This is a genomic window from Melioribacteraceae bacterium (assembly GCA_035362835.1).
Classification (GTDB): domain Bacteria; phylum Bacteroidota; class Ignavibacteria; order Ignavibacteriales; family Melioribacteraceae; genus DSXH01.
In genome coordinates, this window is the sequence record DAOSDY010000001.1 from 136,977 (window position 1) to 153,353 (window position 16,377).

Here is a 16,377-nt window from a genome sequence, read left to right on the forward strand (position 1 = left end):
CTTTTAGAATATATTAAAATTGTACTTTGGGTGTCTGTTGAGCACCTTCAGCAGCTTTAAAATACTGTTTTTCAGAGAAGCCGGTAATTCCTGCAATAATAGCTGCCGGGAAGCGTTTTATCTGAGTATTATAATCCTGAACTACCTGGTTGAATTTCATCCTTTCAACTGAAATCCTGTTCTCGGTCCCTTCCAATTGAGCCTGAAGCTGTAGGAAATTCTCGTTTGCTTTTAGCTGCGGATAATTTTCCGAAACCACAAGTAGTCTCGAGAGGGCGCTGCTTAATCCATCCTGTGCCTGCTGGAACTGCTGGAACGCCTGAGGATCGCCAAGTTGATCTGCAGAAAGACGAACCTGCCCAACTTTAGCGCGGGCTTCCGTAACAGCCGTAAAGGTACCCTTCTCGAACTCAGCCACGCCTTTGACCGTTTCAACTAAATTGGGGATAAGGTCGTATCTTCTCTGGTATTGATTTTCAACCTGGCTCCAGGCCTGGCTTACACCTTCATTCAAACCGACCAGTTTATTATATACACCCACACCCCAACCTACTATAGCAAAACCGAGAACAACGATTACAGCTATTACAACGAGAGCAATAATCCATCCTTTTTTCATTTACCCTCCGTTAATAAATAATTAATTTGTTAAACTTCTCATCGGAGCAGGAATTCTGCCTCCTCTTCCTACAAAATTCTCACAACTTAATTTTCTAACTTCCATTACGGGTGCTTTACCGAGCAGACCACCATAGTCGACAAAATCACCGACATTTTTACCGTAAGCCGGGATAATTCTGACTGCAGTAGTTTTATCATTGATAACACCGATGGCAGATTCATCAGCAATAATTCCGGCAATTGTTGTTGACGGAGTATCTCCGGGTATGGCAATCATATCGAGTCCAACAGAGCAGACCGCAGTCATGGCCTCGAGTTTTTCGAGAGAGAGGTTACCGACCTGAGCGGCTCTAATCATTCCCTGGTCCTCGCTAACCGGAATGAAAGCCCCGCTCATACCACCAACAGAAGAACTAGCCATGAGGCCGGCTTTCTTAACGGCATCATTAAGCATCGCGAGAGCAGCAGTAGTTCCCGGCGCACCGACATCTTCAACGCCCATGGTTTTTAGAATATCAGCAATGCTATCTCCTTCGGCAGGAGTAGGTGCGAGTGAAATATCAACTATACCGAACGGGACGCCGTTTTTTTCTGCAACTTTGCGACCAATTAATTCACCCGCTCTTGTAATCTTAAAAATTGTTTTTTTAATCACCTCTGCAAGCTGCTGAAGGTCTACATTGCCGGCTTCTTTAATTGCTTCGAGCACAACACCCGGGCCGCTGATACCAACATTCAGAACAACTTCCGGTTCAGTTACACCGTGGAAAGCCCCTGCAACGAACGGATTATCCTCAACGGCATTGGCAAAAACTACTAGCTTAGCGCATCCGATGGAATCCCTTTCCTTTGTGTATTCAGCTGTAGTTTTAATAACATCAGACATCATACGGATAGCATCCATGTTAATACCCGCTTTGGTAGAGGCTACATTAACACTTGAACAGACTCTTTTAGTCTGCGAAAGTGCCATAGGTATCGATCTGATCAGTTCGCGCTCGCCATTCGTCATACCTTTCTGTACAAGCGCGGAATACCCGGCGATATAATCGATTCCGATCTCCTCTGCTGCTTTATCCAAAGTACGTGCTATTTCCAGAAATTCTTCGGCATTGCATGCGTCGAATGCGATTGAAATAGGGGTTACGGATACGCGCTTATTAGCGATTGAAATACCGAATTGCGATTCGACCTCTTTGGCATTCTTTACATGATTTTTCCCGTAGCGTAAAATCTTATCATATATTTTCTGTTTGGTTACTTCAATGTTGCGGTCGTAGCAATCGCGCAAACTGATTCCGAGAGTAACAGTACGTATATCAAAGTGTTCAATTTCTGTCATCCGGATTGTTTCAAGAATCTCTTCAAACTCGTAGGGCATTGGAAAATCCTTTTAATTTTTGATTAGCAGGTATTAATAGAATTTGCAAAACAGAATGAATTACTCTGCAAAAGTAAAACCGTTAAATTCTATGCATATAACGGAAAACATCCTCATGCTGTAAATAGATTTTGATCTTTAATTGATCGCCAATTCCTGACATCTCTTCCTGAATCTGTTTAAGATCCTTCTGAGAGCCGGTAATATCTATTATCATAATCATCGTAAAAAAATCGCCCATCAATTTCTGGGAGAGGTCCAGAATATCGCACTGAGCATCGCCGAGAGCTTTTGTAACACCAGCTACAATACCCGGCTTATTCAATCCGAAGGAAGTGAGGATTACTCTTCCCGAAGAGACATCGCCTTTAGAAAATTTAAAGTCGGAACCTCCGGCACTTTCAATTTTTTGCCGAACAGCTTCTTTAATGACATCCGGAGTAGCAGTTGGTCCCAGTTCACGAATTGCATCAAATGTAATTTTTCTGATTTCATCTTCTGTAAATTTCACGGTTTTAGTCCTTTGAATTCATTCTGCAAATATTTTAAAGTTCTATTCGAAATTTCGATATTTTTTTCAACTGCAAATTTCCCGGCATTCTGAATATTACCCCGGTAAAATCTCTGCCATAATAAAGATAAAAGAGCGATTCCGTCGAAAACACGATCAGCATTAAAGGCACTAATAGTAAGATACCCTGAAATAATATTCCAACCTAAGGATAATAACCCTGAGAGTATTTCACCAGAATATATTTGTCCCGAGCCCGGCAAAATATAAGAAATTACCGTTGCAAAAGTAACCGAAAGTTTCTCCTTTTCTACACGGTCGGCAATAATTTTTAGTTCGTGATCAGGACTGATCTGGGCAAAAGTCCTGGAAGCATTAATCCAGTCGTCAGCGAAAATATAGACCCACCCGCGCCAGTATTTAAGGGAATCGGTAATCTCCTTAGAACTGTATTTTTTCTCCATATCATCAAGGAGCTGAAAAGCGCGGGAATTTGTACGGCGCAGAATATTTGATCTGACAATTTCAATTTCGGAACTGTAAAGTTCCTTTTCTGAAGATGCAATAAATCCGGCAATCGAAAAGTACTTGATGGCGTCATCCAGCTTCGCGCCTGCTTTATAAGATTTCCCAATCCGCATGTTTGCTTCGTATTCAAATGCTTTGGTTGAATCCAAGAAAAGGAGGCGTTTATATTCAGTAATTGCGTCAAAATAATGACCGTTAGCAAATAAAGTATTCGCGTATTCGAATTGTGCTACTGCGGTGTATTGAGCAAAAGCGGTCTGACAAGAACCGAGTAAAAAAAGCACCAGGAAATATTTAAGACGGTTATTCATTAAAAATTTTTTCCGGCAGATAATAATTTCTTTTTTCGAAAAAGAACTTAACATCAGAATCAAAATTGAATTGAACGCCCGCATTATAAATCTGGGCTGAAGCTGCAGAGCCATAAATTGTTCCGGCATATGAAAAAGTAGCCAGGCCGGTGAAGAGCCAGGCACGGAAGTTATGCTTGTGTTTAAAATTGTCGATGGCAAGGAATGTAAGAATTCCAGTGGCAATCATGGATGTAATTCCGTCACTTACTTCTCCGGTATATATCTTGCCTAGTCCCGGAAGAAATCCGGAAAGGAGCGCTGCTGTAACCGGACTTTTATACGCAGGGGATTTTTTCCTGGAATAAAATTCTTTAATTACAGTTTTATCCGAATCGGGAAAGACTTTATAAAATAGTGAAGTGTCCGGTAAAACAGAATTATCGATCAGGTGAGAAATGTAATAGAGCCGGTCTATTTCGCGTGAATACTTTTCAGTGTGATAATTTCCTTGAACAGCCGTCAGCCGGAATTCCTTAAAGTCCCTTTCAAAAAAGAGTGATTTGAAGAAAGCCAGTCTTGATTCTTCCTCAAAATCTGAATTAAAAAAGAGTCCTTTAAAATTATCGGCGGCTTCTTTGAACCTTCCGATATTATAAAAACAGTCGGCAAATTTATAACGGACCGTATCGTTATCCTTCGACAACAGAACTTCCCTGAATTCTTCGAGGGCTCTCAAATAATCTTTTTCGTTATAGAGAAAATTGCCGAATCTCAACCGGTTTTCAACAGAGAAATAACCGGAATAATTGTCTGCAGATTGTGCAACAATTAAAGAGAAGGATTGAAGGCTAAGCAACAAAAAGAGAAATTTGCTTTTAGAAATCCGGGCAGCATGAATAATTTTTAATAAACTATTTAACAAGAAGTCCACCCGGATTATAAATAATCTTTTCGGAATTGAGAGTGTAATTAGAAGAGGAATCGTAAAACTTTCCTGATATATGAACAGGATAATTACTACTTCCCTTGAAAAAATTCAGGTCCCTTATAAACCTGTCGGCAAACATCAATGAACCTTTAATCATTCCGGCTTCATTTACCGATTCAACAAAGAAATGTGAACATGATGGATAGAAAGGGCAATTATCTCCGTCCAGATCCGAGATCAAAAACGAATAAACACTTCTAACTGCGGATAAAAACTTAGAACCTGTCCCGTAGTTAGATTTATCGGTATCAAGCTCGTACTTACTTACAATCTGATACTGTACTTCACGCCCCACCCATTTCACCCAATCGGTTTGGGAGAAACTGATGACGTTAAAGATCAAAATCAGTAATACTGTTTTATTGAATAAACGGTTCAATCCTTAATTAATCCTTTAATAATTCTCGGGCAATAACAACTCTCTGAATTTCCGAAGTTCCTTCATAGATTTCGGTGATTTTAGCATCCCTTAAAAATCTTTCCACCAGATATTCCCTCACATATCCGTAACCGCCGTGAATCTGGATTGCTTCAAGGGCACAATCCACAGCAATTTTAGACGCATACAGTTTAGCCATCGCAGCTTCTTTCACATATTTTTTACCTGCATCTTTTAGTGCTGCTGCTTCGAGTGTAAGAAGTTTAGCTGCCTCAACTTTAACAGCCATGTCCGCAAGTTTGAACTGAATTGCCTGAAGATTAGCAATTTCAGTTCCGAAAGCTTTTCGGACGCGGGCATATTTTCTGGAAGCTTCAAGAGCACCTTCGGCAATTCCGCATGCTTGCGCCGCAATACCGATCCTGCCACCGTTCAGAGTATTCATAGCAAAATTAAAACCTTTGCCTGCTTCCCAGACAATATTTTTCTCGGGGACTTTACAATTCTCGAAAGTAAGTGAACATGTATCGCTGCTTCTGATACCGAGTTTATCCTCTTTAACGCCGTGGCCGAATCCGGGAGTCCCTTTTTCAACAAGGAACGTAGTAATTCCGTGGTGCGCTTTTTCTTTATCGGTTTGAGCGACAACAAGAAAATAATCTGCGCTGATTCCATTTGTGATCCAGTTTTTCATACCATTAATCGCCCACAGATCACCTTCTTTATGAGCAGAAGTATTCTGTTTAGTAGCATCGCTTCCGGCTTCCGGTTCCGAGAGGGCAAAAGCTCCGAGCTTATCTCCGCGTGCAAGAGGTTTTAAATAAGTCTCCTTTAAATAATCGGAACCCCATTTTTCGAGTCCGTAGCAGACCAGTGAATTATTTACGGACATAATAACACCAACACTTGCATCGACCTTAGAAATTTCAATCATAGCTAGAACATAACTTATTGTATCAAGTCCAGCACCGTCGTACTCAGGAGAAACCATCATTCCGAGGAATCCAAGTTCGCCGAGTTTTTTTACAATTTCGGAAGGGAATTCGGCTTTTTTATCTCTCTCTATAGAAGAAGGAGCGATTTCCAATTCGGCAAATTCGCGGGCCGTCTGCTGAATCATCAATTGTTCTTCTGTAAATTCAAATTTCATAAGGACCTCTTAGTTGAATTGAATTGATTGGTCAATTACAATTCAAAACTAAATAAAGGGTTTGGTAAATTCAATCGTTTTAAAGCCGATTAATTTTGTATGGCGAAGGATTTATTATATTTGCCGTGATGAAAAAGGAAGATAAGAAAGCGGTATTAAAGGGGATGACTCTTTCCGAGCTGAAAGAATATTTTCTTTCGATCGGAGAGTCCAAATACCGGGCCGAACAGCTCTTCAACTGGGTCTATAACAGGGTTTCATTCGATTTCAATGAGATGCAGAATTTCCCTAAGACTTTAAGAACCCGGCTCGAATCAACTGCTCTTATTAAGACCTTGGAACCGGTCGCGGTACAGGATTCGCCTTCCACAGGGACAAAAAAATATCTTTATTCAACATCCGACAACCGGAAAATTGAATCGGTACTGATTCCCGAAGGCGAGCGGAACACACTTTGCATTTCAACGCAGGTGGGATGCCCACTTGATTGTAAATTCTGCGCAACCGGATTAATGGGATACAAACGGAATCTGAGTTCAGGCGAAATTGTAGATCAATATCTGTTAACTGCAAAGGAAGCCGGTAAACAAGCAATTACAAACATTGTCTATATGGGGATGGGTGAACCTCTTTTAAATTTTGATAACACTGTTAAGTCGGTAGAAATTTTCACTCATGAACTTACAAAAGGATTAAGCAGGAAAAGGATCACAATTTCCACGGCAGGTATTCCGAATAAGATAATCGAGATTGCTGAATTGGGTTTGCGTATCAAACTGGCACTGTCTCTTCATTCGTGTTTTGATGATATCCGTTCACAGATAATGCCTATCAATAAAAAATACTCGCTTAAAGAAAATATTGAAGCGCTGAAATTCTATACAAAGAAGACAAAGACTAGAGCTACATTCGAATACACCATGTTGAAGGGAATAAACGACCGGGATGAGGACATAAAAGCAATAGTAAAACTATGCAGCCAGTTACCTTCCAAAATCAATATCATCCCGTTCAACAGTATCAGGCATATGAATCCCGGCGGAATTTCAGCGGAGTTAGAACCGACCAGCTTAGATAATATCCTGAAATTTGCCGATAAACTCCGGGGCCACAACATAACAGTATTGGTAAGAGAAACTCAGGGTGATGACATAGCAGCTGCATGCGGGCAGCTTGCAGTAAGCATGAATTAAGACCTTTCATTTCAACAATTTGTTAATTATTATTCACGCGAAATTAGGAGAATAATTCGATGATCAAACCGATTCGGATTTTAATTCTTCTCTTACTCATTTCTAACGGTATTCAGAATGCCCAGCAGGATAAGATCAATCAAAAAATATATACTGTTGTTATTATGCCGTTTTTGGACGAACTCCATTATCCGTATAATACCGACTGGATAAGAGAAGCTTTTATAAAAGCATTTTACGAAAAGGGATTTGCAGTAATTCTGGACGACTCTACTTGGTCGAAAATTTTAGATCAGGGATTCAATCCTGCCAGGACATTATCCGACGAGGCCTTTCTGGTATCTAAAAGTATAGATGTGGATCTTATAGTTTACGGTCAGATAAGCAATATGTACAGGCAAAGAGGCAACTACTACACTTCGAATCCAATTTCAGTTACAATATATGATGCCAGAAAAAAAGAAACTGTTATTAAAGAGAGAATGGCTTACACGGAAAGATGGGGATTATTCAGAAAAAATTTGTCCACAGACGAGATGGCGCTTAAAGTTGTAAATCAACTTGTTAGTATGGGTTATAAATAGAGTAAATGAAATTAAATTTATCCGCGCAACTGGTACTGTTGTTTTCAATAACAATTCTGTTTTTAAAGTGCGATAGTTCAATAACCGAGTCGGCGGCAGACGGAATCATCCATCAGATAAGCGGCTGCAACAAATCTTACAGCCGCTCCCCGGAAAGCGATTCCTGTTTCACATATACTTTCAGGGAAACTCTCAAAATCGACTTTTGTGTTCCGGGAAACTGCTGTCCCGATTCCAACCGTTTTTCTTTTAAGTCCGGAGTATTTAAAGATACTATCACAATAGTATTTGCAGATACAGCAGCTAATCTGTGCAGATGCATTTGCAATTATACTATACAAGCTGAATTTGATAATCTCATCAAAGATTTTTATCTGGTCAAGTGCCAGCGGAAGGATTCTTTAGGTGTATATACATCCTATCGTGAAAAGGTTTACCGACAAATAAAATGACCAATCCCCTGCCGGATCCGGAACTAATTTGAATGAAAACTGATTTAGATAATTATATAAACAAAGACCCTGATATAAATACTTATATGACAAATGACGTCTCTTAACAAAACAAATAGAATACACGCTCTTCTCGCGTTTTTTCTATTTCTATTTATACTCAATTCAAATTCTTCTGCTCAGTCGAACGGTGAAGCCACAATAAACGGATTTGTGTACGATTCATCGAATGGCGAAGCGCTAATCGGGGCGAATATTTTCATCAAAGAAATAAATACCGGCGCAAGCAGTAATGTTAGCGGATACTTTGTAATAACCAATCTGAAACCGGGTACTTTCGAAATTGTGGTAAGTTATGTCGGGTTTAGAACCTTTTCACAATCAGTTACATTGAAATCAAACGAGGATAAAAGGATTGATGTGTATCTGGCACCCGACATAATAATGGGAGAGGAAGTAATTGTAACCGGGGATTCCGTAAGAACAATTGAGAGACTATTTAACAAACCGGTCTCAAGAATCGATCTTTCTCCGGTCCAGCTCGGCAAAGTACCTCAGGCAGTTGAGTCGGACCTTTTAAGAACGCTTCAATCCCTTCCGGGGATTGTACCGGTATCGGATTTCTCCTCAGCCATTTATGTACGTGGAGGGACTCCGGATCAGAACCTGTTTCTTCTGGACGGAACTGATGTTTACAATCCAGAGCATGCTTTCGGACTCTTTTCAACGTTCAATATGGATGCGATAAAAAAAGTTGAGGTATACAAAGGCGGATTCAGCGCGGAGTACGGCGGAAGATTATCCTCGGTAATAAATGTAACGAACAACGACGGCAACCGGAACAACTTTGAAGGGAAAGTTTCCTTGAGTCTTCTCTCGTTAAATACAACGCTTCAAACTCCCTTGGGAAATATTGGATCGCTGTCCGGTTCACTCAGAAGAACATATTTCGATCAAACCCTTGCAAAGGTTATTGATGATATACCCGATTATTATTTCCTGGATGGAAATCTGAAAGCATTTTTCGACTTAAGTCCCACCAACAAGCTAAGCGTCAGTTTTTACGGTGGTATAGACGACCTGAATTTCGTTCTCGACAAAGAGCGTCCCGAGTCTTTCGGATTCGAATATGTATGGGGCAATCAGACAGGAAGCATAAACTGGAGATCGATTATTACACCTAAACTCTTCGGCAATTTCTGGATTACAGGAAGCAGATTTTTCTCGGATTTCGATTTCGACGATGTCGACTTTTATGAAGAGAATTTAATCCGGGATGTTACTCTAAAGGGAGCACTGGAATATTTTTACAGCGATCACTGGAAATTCAAATTCGGATTCGAACAGAAAAACGTAAGCGGGAGTCTTAAACAGGGTTTTACCGGCGGCAGGGTAGACGTTTCCAAACACAGGATTCTCTACTCACTCTACTTTACCACAGACTGGCGTCCGAATCCGCTCTGGGATATCGAAGCGGGTATTAGGGCCGAGTATTTTGATTCGGATACGGATTACAAAAACATTGATCCCCGGTTAACAATTAAATACAGATTAACAGAAACAAGCAGTTTGAAATTCTCTTCCGGACTTTTCCATCAGTATGCAAATCGCATCCCGCGGCTCTTTTTTGTAAGCATCTGGACAAGTGCCGATGAATATGTGAAAGGGTCCTCTGCTTCCCATTTTATTCTCGGGTATCAGAGGGAAATTGCCCGGAATATAGAATTCGAGGTCGAAGCGTATTATAAGAATTATACCAACATTTATTCGTACAATCCTACATTTCTTGCCGATATAACACCGGAAAGTTATACTGAAGATAATCTGCCGTTATTCAGTACAACGAAAGGACTTTTTAATGAAGGGAAAGGGAAATCTTACGGAGTTGAGTTTCTATTACGAAAGGATATCGGGGCAATTACAGGATGGGCTGCTTATTCCTTAGCAGGTACAGAGTTTTCGATTGAAAGGATCAATAAAGGAATTCCTTTCGCGCCTAGACACGATAGAACACACGCGATTAATATAGTTGCCAATTTTGACTTGAACAACTTCTTGAATGAATTAAACAGAAAACCATTCATTACATCCGACAAGAAATGGAGTCTGGGACTGAATTTTACTTTCTTCTCTGGTCAGCCAATAACACTTCCCGCGTCGGTTTATTTTATAAACCAGTTTCCAGATTGGGAACCGAATTCAAGAAGTCTGGCAATATATCCCTCCGGAATTAATGAGTTCCGGCTTCCCTATTATTCAAGATTAGACCTGAGTCTTACATACGAAATTAATTACGGCGGATGGATTCTTTCACCCTATCTGCAGATATTCAATCTGCTTAACCGGAAAAATGTCTGGTTCATTGAATACAAGAATGAAATAAAAGGCGGTGTAATTAAACAGGAAATTAATAATGTCACAATGTTTCCAATTCTGCCCAGTATCGGCGTAAATATTAAATTCTAGATATGATGATTGATATGTTTAATAGATATAAATATTTAGTTCTGGTTTCTTCTGCACTGTTAATTTTCTCATGCGGAGAAAACAGTGTTGAGATTGGTGAAAATACTTATCTGCCTAAAATTGTGATTGAAGGATACCTTTACCCCGGACAGAAAGTAGAGAACATCAGGATTACCAGAAATTTTCCTCTCAATACCACTCCCGATCTTAGATTACTTTTTCTTTCCGATGCCGAAGTTAGGATTACCGATCTTCAGAGTTTCAGAGAATACAAACTGGTATACAACCCGCAGAAATTTTCCTATGAGTATAACGGGTCTGATTTGATTATCGATTATGAAAAATCCTACAGGCTGGATGTTAAAGCTACTGTCGATAATAAATTATTATCTGCAGCTTCTGTTACAAAAGTACCTGCGAAGGGATTCAGAATTATAGATGAGGAATCGAATCTCGATTCATTAAAATACCGGCAGCGCAATTCAAACGGTAATATTGAACAGTTTAAGATTGTATTCTCTCCATCGCCCGGGAATCCATTTTACAGTCTTTCAATTGTTGCGCTCGACGCGAAGCCTGATAATTTCATTTACGACAATGCCTATTTCGAAATAAAGCCCGAAGATTTATTAAAAGATTTCGACCGTTACAGATATCAGTCTAAATGGCTTCAGAATGTCAAATCGGATGAACCAAAAATTGAATATAAGATCGAATGGCTGGACACCTGGTTCTACGGCAATTACCGGGTTATCACATATGCCGGTGATGAAAACTACCGGCTCTTTTTTCTTACATACAGGAATGTACAGGAATTCGACGGAAATTTTCATGAGCCCAGAATAAACATTGATGGTGACGGGATCGGAGTTTTCTGTTCCGTTATTGCCGACACAGTCTACTTTAAGGTGCTTAAATAAAAATCTTTCCTTATCTTTCAAAAGAATTTACGTACATTTTCTATCAGAGGATTGCTATGCTCATCACTAAAAAAATGATTTCCTCTATACTTATTTTTTTTGTTTCACTTTTACTATTCAGCTGCAGCAAGAACGAATCTGAAAGCCGGGTTATAGAACAGGATGTGAAAATCTATCTTGTTGCTCTAGAAGGATCTGAATTGCCCGGTAAAATGTTCGGGTGTAATGATATTCTTGTTACAGAGGAGATAAAAATATCTGCCGAACGATCTGTTCTGGAAGCAACATTTTACGAGCTGGTAAATTTCAAATCGACAGGTGAACTGATTAATTTTGTGAAGGGACCCGGATTAATGCTCGTTCAGGTTACTGTAGCAAGAGGGATTGCGGATGTTTATCTGACCGGCGATTTCGAAATTTCCGGTGCATGTGATATTATAAGAATAAAAGAACAGATTTACGAAACCGCAAAACAATTCACAGAATACACAAAAATTAATTTTTACATAAAGAACGAGACGCTAGAAAATTACCTCGATGTTGCCGGCGCCTCATTCAAATAATTGAGTATTATTAATATGGCCTGGATCTATATTCTTATTGCTTCGGTATTTGAAATCTCGTGGGCTGTCGGCCTGAAGTACAGTCAGGGATTCACTCAGTTAAAGCCGTCAATTTTTACAGCTGTCACAATGATCTTAAGCTATATCTTCCTGGCAATGGGGACAAAAACATTACCTATTGGAACTGCATATGCAGTATGGACGGGAATAGGAGCCGTTGGTACTGCAATTTACGGTATGCTTTTTTTTGATGAGCCGAAAGAACTGATAAGGATCTTTTTCATCTTTCTTATCGTAATAGGAATAATCGGATTAAGGTTAACATATAAGAGCGCACAGATTCAGTAATGAAGAAGTTATCCCACGAAGAGATCTCGCTTAAAAGAACTTCACTCGATAAGATAGAATCGGTTGAGAAATTGCCTGTATATGTTCTTTTGAACAGCATACGTAGCAGTTATAATGTGGGTTCGATTTTCAGGACATCCGACGGAGCCATGATAGAGAAACTCTATTTATGCGGTTATACTCCGACTCCGGAAAAGAAAGAAGTTGCGAAGACAGCTTTAGGAGCTCAGAACAGCATCAAATGGGAATATATTAAGGATCCGAAAGAATTAATCCTTGACATGAAGAAAAAAGGAATTAAAATTTGTGCTCTTGAGCTGACCGACAAAAGTATTCCCTACCACCGGTTTACTCATTCAGATTTTCCGGTCTGCCTTATAGTAGGCAACGAAATTTCCGGCGTATCGCAGGACCTAATTGAACTATGCGATTTTTCTTTAGAAATACCTCAATACGGGATTAAACAATCTCTAAATGTCGCCGTAGCATACGGCATTTCTATTTTTGAATTACGGAAGGTTTTCGATCTTAAATTGAAATGATTATAAGTTTATTTAAACTAACCTGCTGCAGTAAAGAAACTTTCCCCGTTATCCTTTACATGAATAAAGAGCAGATTTGCGCGGACGAGTTTAATAAGAGTTCTCGAAGCTCTTCTGTCAGAGATATTCGCAGCTTTACTTAATTCCTTTACAGAAATGCATTCGTTTTTATTCAAAAACTCGAACACAATTCTTTCCTCTTTGCCAAGAGAATAATTTACAAGCGATTTTCCTGTCTGCCGGGTCTGCATCAGTTTGATCATCTCCTTGCTGGCAAGAATACTCTTATCGTTAACGCGGACGTAAACCTGGGCGGTATTCAGGTCGAGACTGGCTGAATAGTCCTGAATTCTATGTGGTTTTGTACCGGATTCAGGAATTTCAACTACGAGGATCTCTTTATTTTCAATCTCAAATGAATGAATGCTTAATTTAACTTCCGGTTCACAATATCTAGTTGCGGTTTGAATTATCAGCTCGGTATCGCTTTTTTCGCTTTCGATACCGTAGATAGACTTATCATCGTCAATTCCGATCAGAATTGAGCCGCCGTCAGTATTTGCGAAAGCGATTATACTTTTTGCAATTTTTTCGTGAGTGGAGAAACGCTGCTTGAATTCGATATGAAGTCCCTCGCCCGCTTCGATCATTTCAAGAACTTTTCTGCGGTTCATTTCAAAGAGAAATTATTATTAAATAATTACAATATTTTTTTTAGCGAATCGGATTTCTGAATCTTCATAGAATCGGGTAAAACCTTACTACCGGATTTGATACGCAAAGAGTCGGACCTGGATTCACCCGGTAGTAATTCCTTTAATTTTCCGGGAGCCTCTTTCTGGTTTAAAATACTCCGATCGTGTTCAGGAGGAGTTTCTTTTTTTTCTTCCGCCTCTTTCGGTTTTGCCGCTTCTAATTTTTCTCTTTCTTCCTGAGCAATTCTCTCCTGTTCGTTTTTATATTCGGTATATTTTGCATAAACCGCTCGGCCGATAGGCGTGGACATATATTCCTTTGAGGAAAGGATTCCGTAATAAAACGCAGAAGAATCATACTCCTTCAACTCTTCGTGTATAAGCCCGATATAGTAGATCGACTTTGGTGTAAAAGTGGAAGTTGGATATTTTAAGTAAATATCTCTGAATGCTTTTATTGCATCGCGGAAATTCTTGTTGTAGTAAAGTTCTTCGGCTGCTACATAAAAATTTTCAGCAGGATCTTCTGTCGCTACAATTACCTTTTTCTCCTCCTCTTTAATCAGTCCGAGTTTTTTTCCCGCTTCCTTAAAAAGAGTTGAGTTCGGATATTCATCATAGATAATTTGATACAGGCTATCAGCAGATTTTTTCTCATTAACCGTTTCATAATATGTAGCCAGTGCAAAGAGAGTTTGAACGCGTTTCGGTTTATCAGCATATTTATCGAGCACTAATCGGAAATAATAATTAGCTGAATCGGGCACATCAAGCTCCGAGAAAAAATGGCTCCCGAAGTTATAGTAATTTTCTGCAAGCAGTGTATTTACGGAATCGACAGATATTTTGGGTCTAACCGGTTTTTGAGCTTTACCGATCGATATAAGGTACTTTAGCGTAATTTCTTCCTTTTTATTTGTCGTGGATTGAAGATCGGGCTGCTGCATCTGCTGCTGGTTAGTCTGAAGCTCAGAATTAATCTGCTGAGTCTGAGGAACTATCTGGTTCTGCTGGCTCATCTGAGTCAGCTGTTCAGCTTTCCTCCTGTTCTCATCAAGAAATTCATTCATAGCTATATCATAATCGATCGAATCCTGAACGAATTTTTCAGGTTTTTCTATATAGACGATTTGTTTATTAAGGTCCTCGACCGATTTTCTGATATTAAAATACTTATCGATATTGCGGGCGCGGACACCCGATTTTTCCTTGATCTCTTTTTCGACATAAGATGAGGTTGCTTTATTATAATATTTCAAAGAGCTGTCGTAATCCCTGTAATATCTTTCATAAATTTCGCCAAGTTTGAATCCGGCAAACCCGGCTGCCGGATAATTCCGGTAAGTGGAATCTACTTCCACAAAAATCTGAACAGCTTTCTCATATTCATTCTTCTCCTGGAAAACCTGTCCTATCTCAACGAGGATTCTATCCATATGAAGATTGAATTTGCCGCCGTCGCGTAATTCGATCAGTTCGCTTTCGCTATCATCAAGCCTGCCCATTTTTTTCAGAAGTTTTGCATGTTCCAGCCGGCTTTCGAATTCTATTTCGAATGTAGGAGAAAAATTCATTACTGAGGCAAATGAGTTGAGCGCATTTTCGTTCTCATTCATTTTGAGATAGATCTTTCCTAGCTGAAAAGATACCAGGGCTTTTACTTCGTCGTTATCATTATTCTCCATCAACCAGTTGCATTCGGTAATAGCATTTGAATTTTCCTCCCGGAATAAGAAAAATCCGATTTTCGTAATTGATGCATCCGTAAACAACTCTTCGTCATCCTCATTCCTGGCATCATTCTTCACTTCTTCAATCAGTGCCAGACCTTCATCAAAACTTCTTAACTGAAGATAAGTCTTTGCAAGCCAGAGTTTATTCTCCAAAAAATATTCCGATTCCTGCAGCGCGGACAATTCAAGAAATTTTCTTTGAGCGCTGGCATATTCCTGCTGATAATAAAAAGCTTTACCCGTCATGAAAAGAGCATCATCTACGTAAGAGGATTCTTTATGGAACTGGAGAATTTTAGAACATTTCTCAATTACTTTGGTCAAATCCTGTTTGAGTTGTGCCATTGGAATAATCTGTTGTTGTTGCTGCTGTTGCTGTGTTTGAGTAATTCCCGGTTGAGTCCTGATTACCGGTACGTTCTGCTGAGTAGTCTGATTAGCCGCTTCCCTGAATTCGAAAGGATCTTTTTTATGTTTAAGGATTTCCTCTTCGGTCCTGTCGAATAACGTCCTGGCATTATAGTAAGTGTTAAAATAAGTTGTGAAGTCCGTCCAGACACCGCAGCTGTTAAAAAGGAATAATAAAACTACCGGGGTAAGCAGGGATAATTTTTTAACGAAAGGCATTTTAATATAATGTTTGTTGGTAATAATGGTAAAAACAGATATAGGCGCACCTTTCTTTTGTTTATAATGCTTCCGGACCGGATTCATCAGTTCTAATTCTGATGACTTCGGAAATTTCTGATATAAAAATCTTGCCGTCGCCAACCTGCCCGGTTTTAGCAGTAGCGAGAATAGTTTCGATTACTTTTTCCGAAAGAGAATTTTCGACAATAATTTCAAGTTTTATTTTCGGAACGAACTCAATCTGATATTCGCTTCCTCTGTAAGTTTCCTTATGCCCTTTTTGTCTTCCGTAACCTCGGACTTCAGTAATGGTCATTCCTCTAATTCCGATTTCAAGAAGGGCTTCTTTTACCTCATCGAGTTTAAAGGGACGTATGATAGCTTCAATTTTTTTCATGAA

At 39.6% G+C, this 16,377-nt stretch carries 18 protein-coding genes; 7 read left to right on the forward strand and 11 right to left on the reverse strand.

Going from position 1 to position 16,377, the window contains the following annotated elements:
- Nucleotides 1-13: 13 nt before the first annotated feature.
- From PLZ15_00780 to PLZ15_00810, 7 genes are all read right to left on the reverse strand, one after another.
- Nucleotides 14-619, reverse strand: a complete 606-nt coding sequence (locus PLZ15_00780; protein ID HOI28262.1) for a LemA family protein — start codon at nt 617-619, stop codon at nt 14-16.
- A gap of 21 nt (nt 620-640) precedes the next feature.
- Nucleotides 641-2,002 carry a PFL family protein gene (locus PLZ15_00785; GenBank protein HOI28263.1) on the reverse strand — a complete coding sequence of 454 codons (1,362 nt, stop codon included), beginning with the start codon at nt 2,000-2,002 and terminating at the stop codon, nt 641-643.
- An 82-nt stretch (nt 2,003-2,084) separates the two neighbouring features.
- Nucleotides 2,085-2,513, reverse strand: coding sequence for an ACT domain-containing protein (locus PLZ15_00790; protein HOI28264.1), 429 nt, complete (start codon nt 2,511-2,513; stop codon nt 2,085-2,087).
- The gene (locus PLZ15_00795; protein ID HOI28265.1) at nt 2,510-3,352 is read right to left on the reverse strand and encodes a hypothetical protein; all 843 of its coding nucleotides are present in this window, start codon (nt 3,350-3,352) and stop codon (nt 2,510-2,512) included. The genes PLZ15_00790 and PLZ15_00795 overlap by 4 nt, the downstream gene beginning before the upstream one ends.
- Nucleotides 3,345-4,256 (reverse strand): tetratricopeptide repeat protein, encoded by a 912-nt coding sequence (locus PLZ15_00800; GenBank protein ID HOI28266.1) that lies wholly within the window; start codon nt 4,254-4,256, stop codon nt 3,345-3,347. The genes PLZ15_00795 and PLZ15_00800 overlap by 8 nt, the downstream gene beginning before the upstream one ends.
- Complete coding sequence (yidD, locus tag PLZ15_00805; GenBank protein HOI28267.1) at nt 4,246-4,701, reverse strand: membrane protein insertion efficiency factor YidD; 456 nt, start codon at nt 4,699-4,701, stop codon at nt 4,246-4,248. The genes PLZ15_00800 and yidD overlap by 11 nt, the downstream gene beginning before the upstream one ends.
- A 7-nt stretch (nt 4,702-4,708) precedes the next feature.
- A complete protein-coding gene (locus tag PLZ15_00810) occupies nt 4,709-5,851 on the reverse strand; it encodes an acyl-CoA dehydrogenase (GenBank protein HOI28268.1) in 1,143 nt (380 codons plus the stop codon).
- A gap of 128 nt (nt 5,852-5,979) precedes the next feature.
- Here PLZ15_00810 and rlmN point away from each other — a divergent pair, with 128 nt between their 5' ends.
- Both rlmN and PLZ15_00820 read left to right on the forward strand, forming a co-directional pair.
- Nucleotides 5,980-7,044, forward strand: a complete 1,065-nt coding sequence (gene rlmN / locus PLZ15_00815; protein HOI28269.1) for a 23S rRNA (adenine(2503)-C(2))-methyltransferase RlmN — start codon at nt 5,980-5,982, stop codon at nt 7,042-7,044.
- Between the two features lie 59 nt (nt 7,045-7,103).
- Complete coding sequence (locus PLZ15_00820) at nt 7,104-7,628, forward strand: hypothetical protein (protein ID HOI28270.1); 525 nt, start codon at nt 7,104-7,106, stop codon at nt 7,626-7,628.
- Between the two features lie 77 nt (nt 7,629-7,705).
- Here the strand turns inward: PLZ15_00820 and PLZ15_00825 are convergent, their stop codons facing one another.
- Complete coding sequence (locus PLZ15_00825) at nt 7,706-7,969, reverse strand: hypothetical protein (protein ID HOI28271.1); 264 nt, start codon at nt 7,967-7,969, stop codon at nt 7,706-7,708.
- A 204-nt stretch (nt 7,970-8,173) separates the two neighbouring features.
- Here PLZ15_00825 and PLZ15_00830 point away from each other — a divergent pair, with 204 nt between their 5' ends.
- From PLZ15_00830 to PLZ15_00850, 5 genes are read left to right on the forward strand one after another with little or no spacing between them, the layout of a single operon-like run.
- Nucleotides 8,174-10,546 carry a TonB-dependent receptor gene (locus tag PLZ15_00830; protein ID HOI28272.1) on the forward strand — a complete coding sequence of 791 codons (2,373 nt, stop codon included), beginning with the start codon at nt 8,174-8,176 and terminating at the stop codon, nt 10,544-10,546.
- Between the two features lie 14 nt (nt 10,547-10,560).
- On the forward strand, nt 10,561-11,466 hold the full coding sequence (locus PLZ15_00835) for a DUF4249 family protein (GenBank protein ID HOI28273.1): 906 nt from the start codon (nt 10,561-10,563) through the stop codon (nt 11,464-11,466).
- Nucleotides 11,467-11,522: 56 nt separating this feature from the next.
- Complete coding sequence (locus PLZ15_00840) at nt 11,523-12,029, forward strand: hypothetical protein (protein ID HOI28274.1); 507 nt, start codon at nt 11,523-11,525, stop codon at nt 12,027-12,029.
- A gap of 15 nt (nt 12,030-12,044) precedes the next feature.
- The gene (locus tag PLZ15_00845; GenBank protein HOI28275.1) at nt 12,045-12,377 is read left to right on the forward strand and encodes a multidrug efflux SMR transporter; all 333 of its coding nucleotides are present in this window, start codon (nt 12,045-12,047) and stop codon (nt 12,375-12,377) included.
- The gene (locus PLZ15_00850; protein ID HOI28276.1) at nt 12,377-12,919 is read left to right on the forward strand and encodes an RNA methyltransferase; all 543 of its coding nucleotides are present in this window, start codon (nt 12,377-12,379) and stop codon (nt 12,917-12,919) included. Before PLZ15_00845 ends, PLZ15_00850 begins: the two co-directional genes overlap by 1 nt.
- Nucleotides 12,920-12,936: 17 nt before the next feature.
- Here the strand turns inward: PLZ15_00850 and PLZ15_00855 are convergent, their stop codons facing one another.
- From PLZ15_00855 to PLZ15_00865, 3 genes are read right to left on the reverse strand one after another with little or no spacing between them, the layout of a single operon-like run.
- Nucleotides 12,937-13,593 carry an ATP-binding protein gene (locus tag PLZ15_00855; GenBank protein ID HOI28277.1) on the reverse strand — a complete coding sequence of 219 codons (657 nt, stop codon included), beginning with the start codon at nt 13,591-13,593 and terminating at the stop codon, nt 12,937-12,939.
- 26 nt (nt 13,594-13,619) lie between these two features.
- Entirely contained in the window at nt 13,620-16,061 is a 2,442-nt protein-coding gene (locus tag PLZ15_00860) for a tetratricopeptide repeat protein (protein HOI28278.1), read from the reverse strand.
- A complete protein-coding gene (locus tag PLZ15_00865) occupies nt 16,036-16,374 on the reverse strand; it encodes a P-II family nitrogen regulator (GenBank protein ID HOI28279.1) in 339 nt (112 codons plus the stop codon). The genes PLZ15_00860 and PLZ15_00865 overlap by 26 nt, the downstream gene beginning before the upstream one ends.
- Between the last annotated feature and the right edge of the window lie 3 nt (nt 16,375-16,377).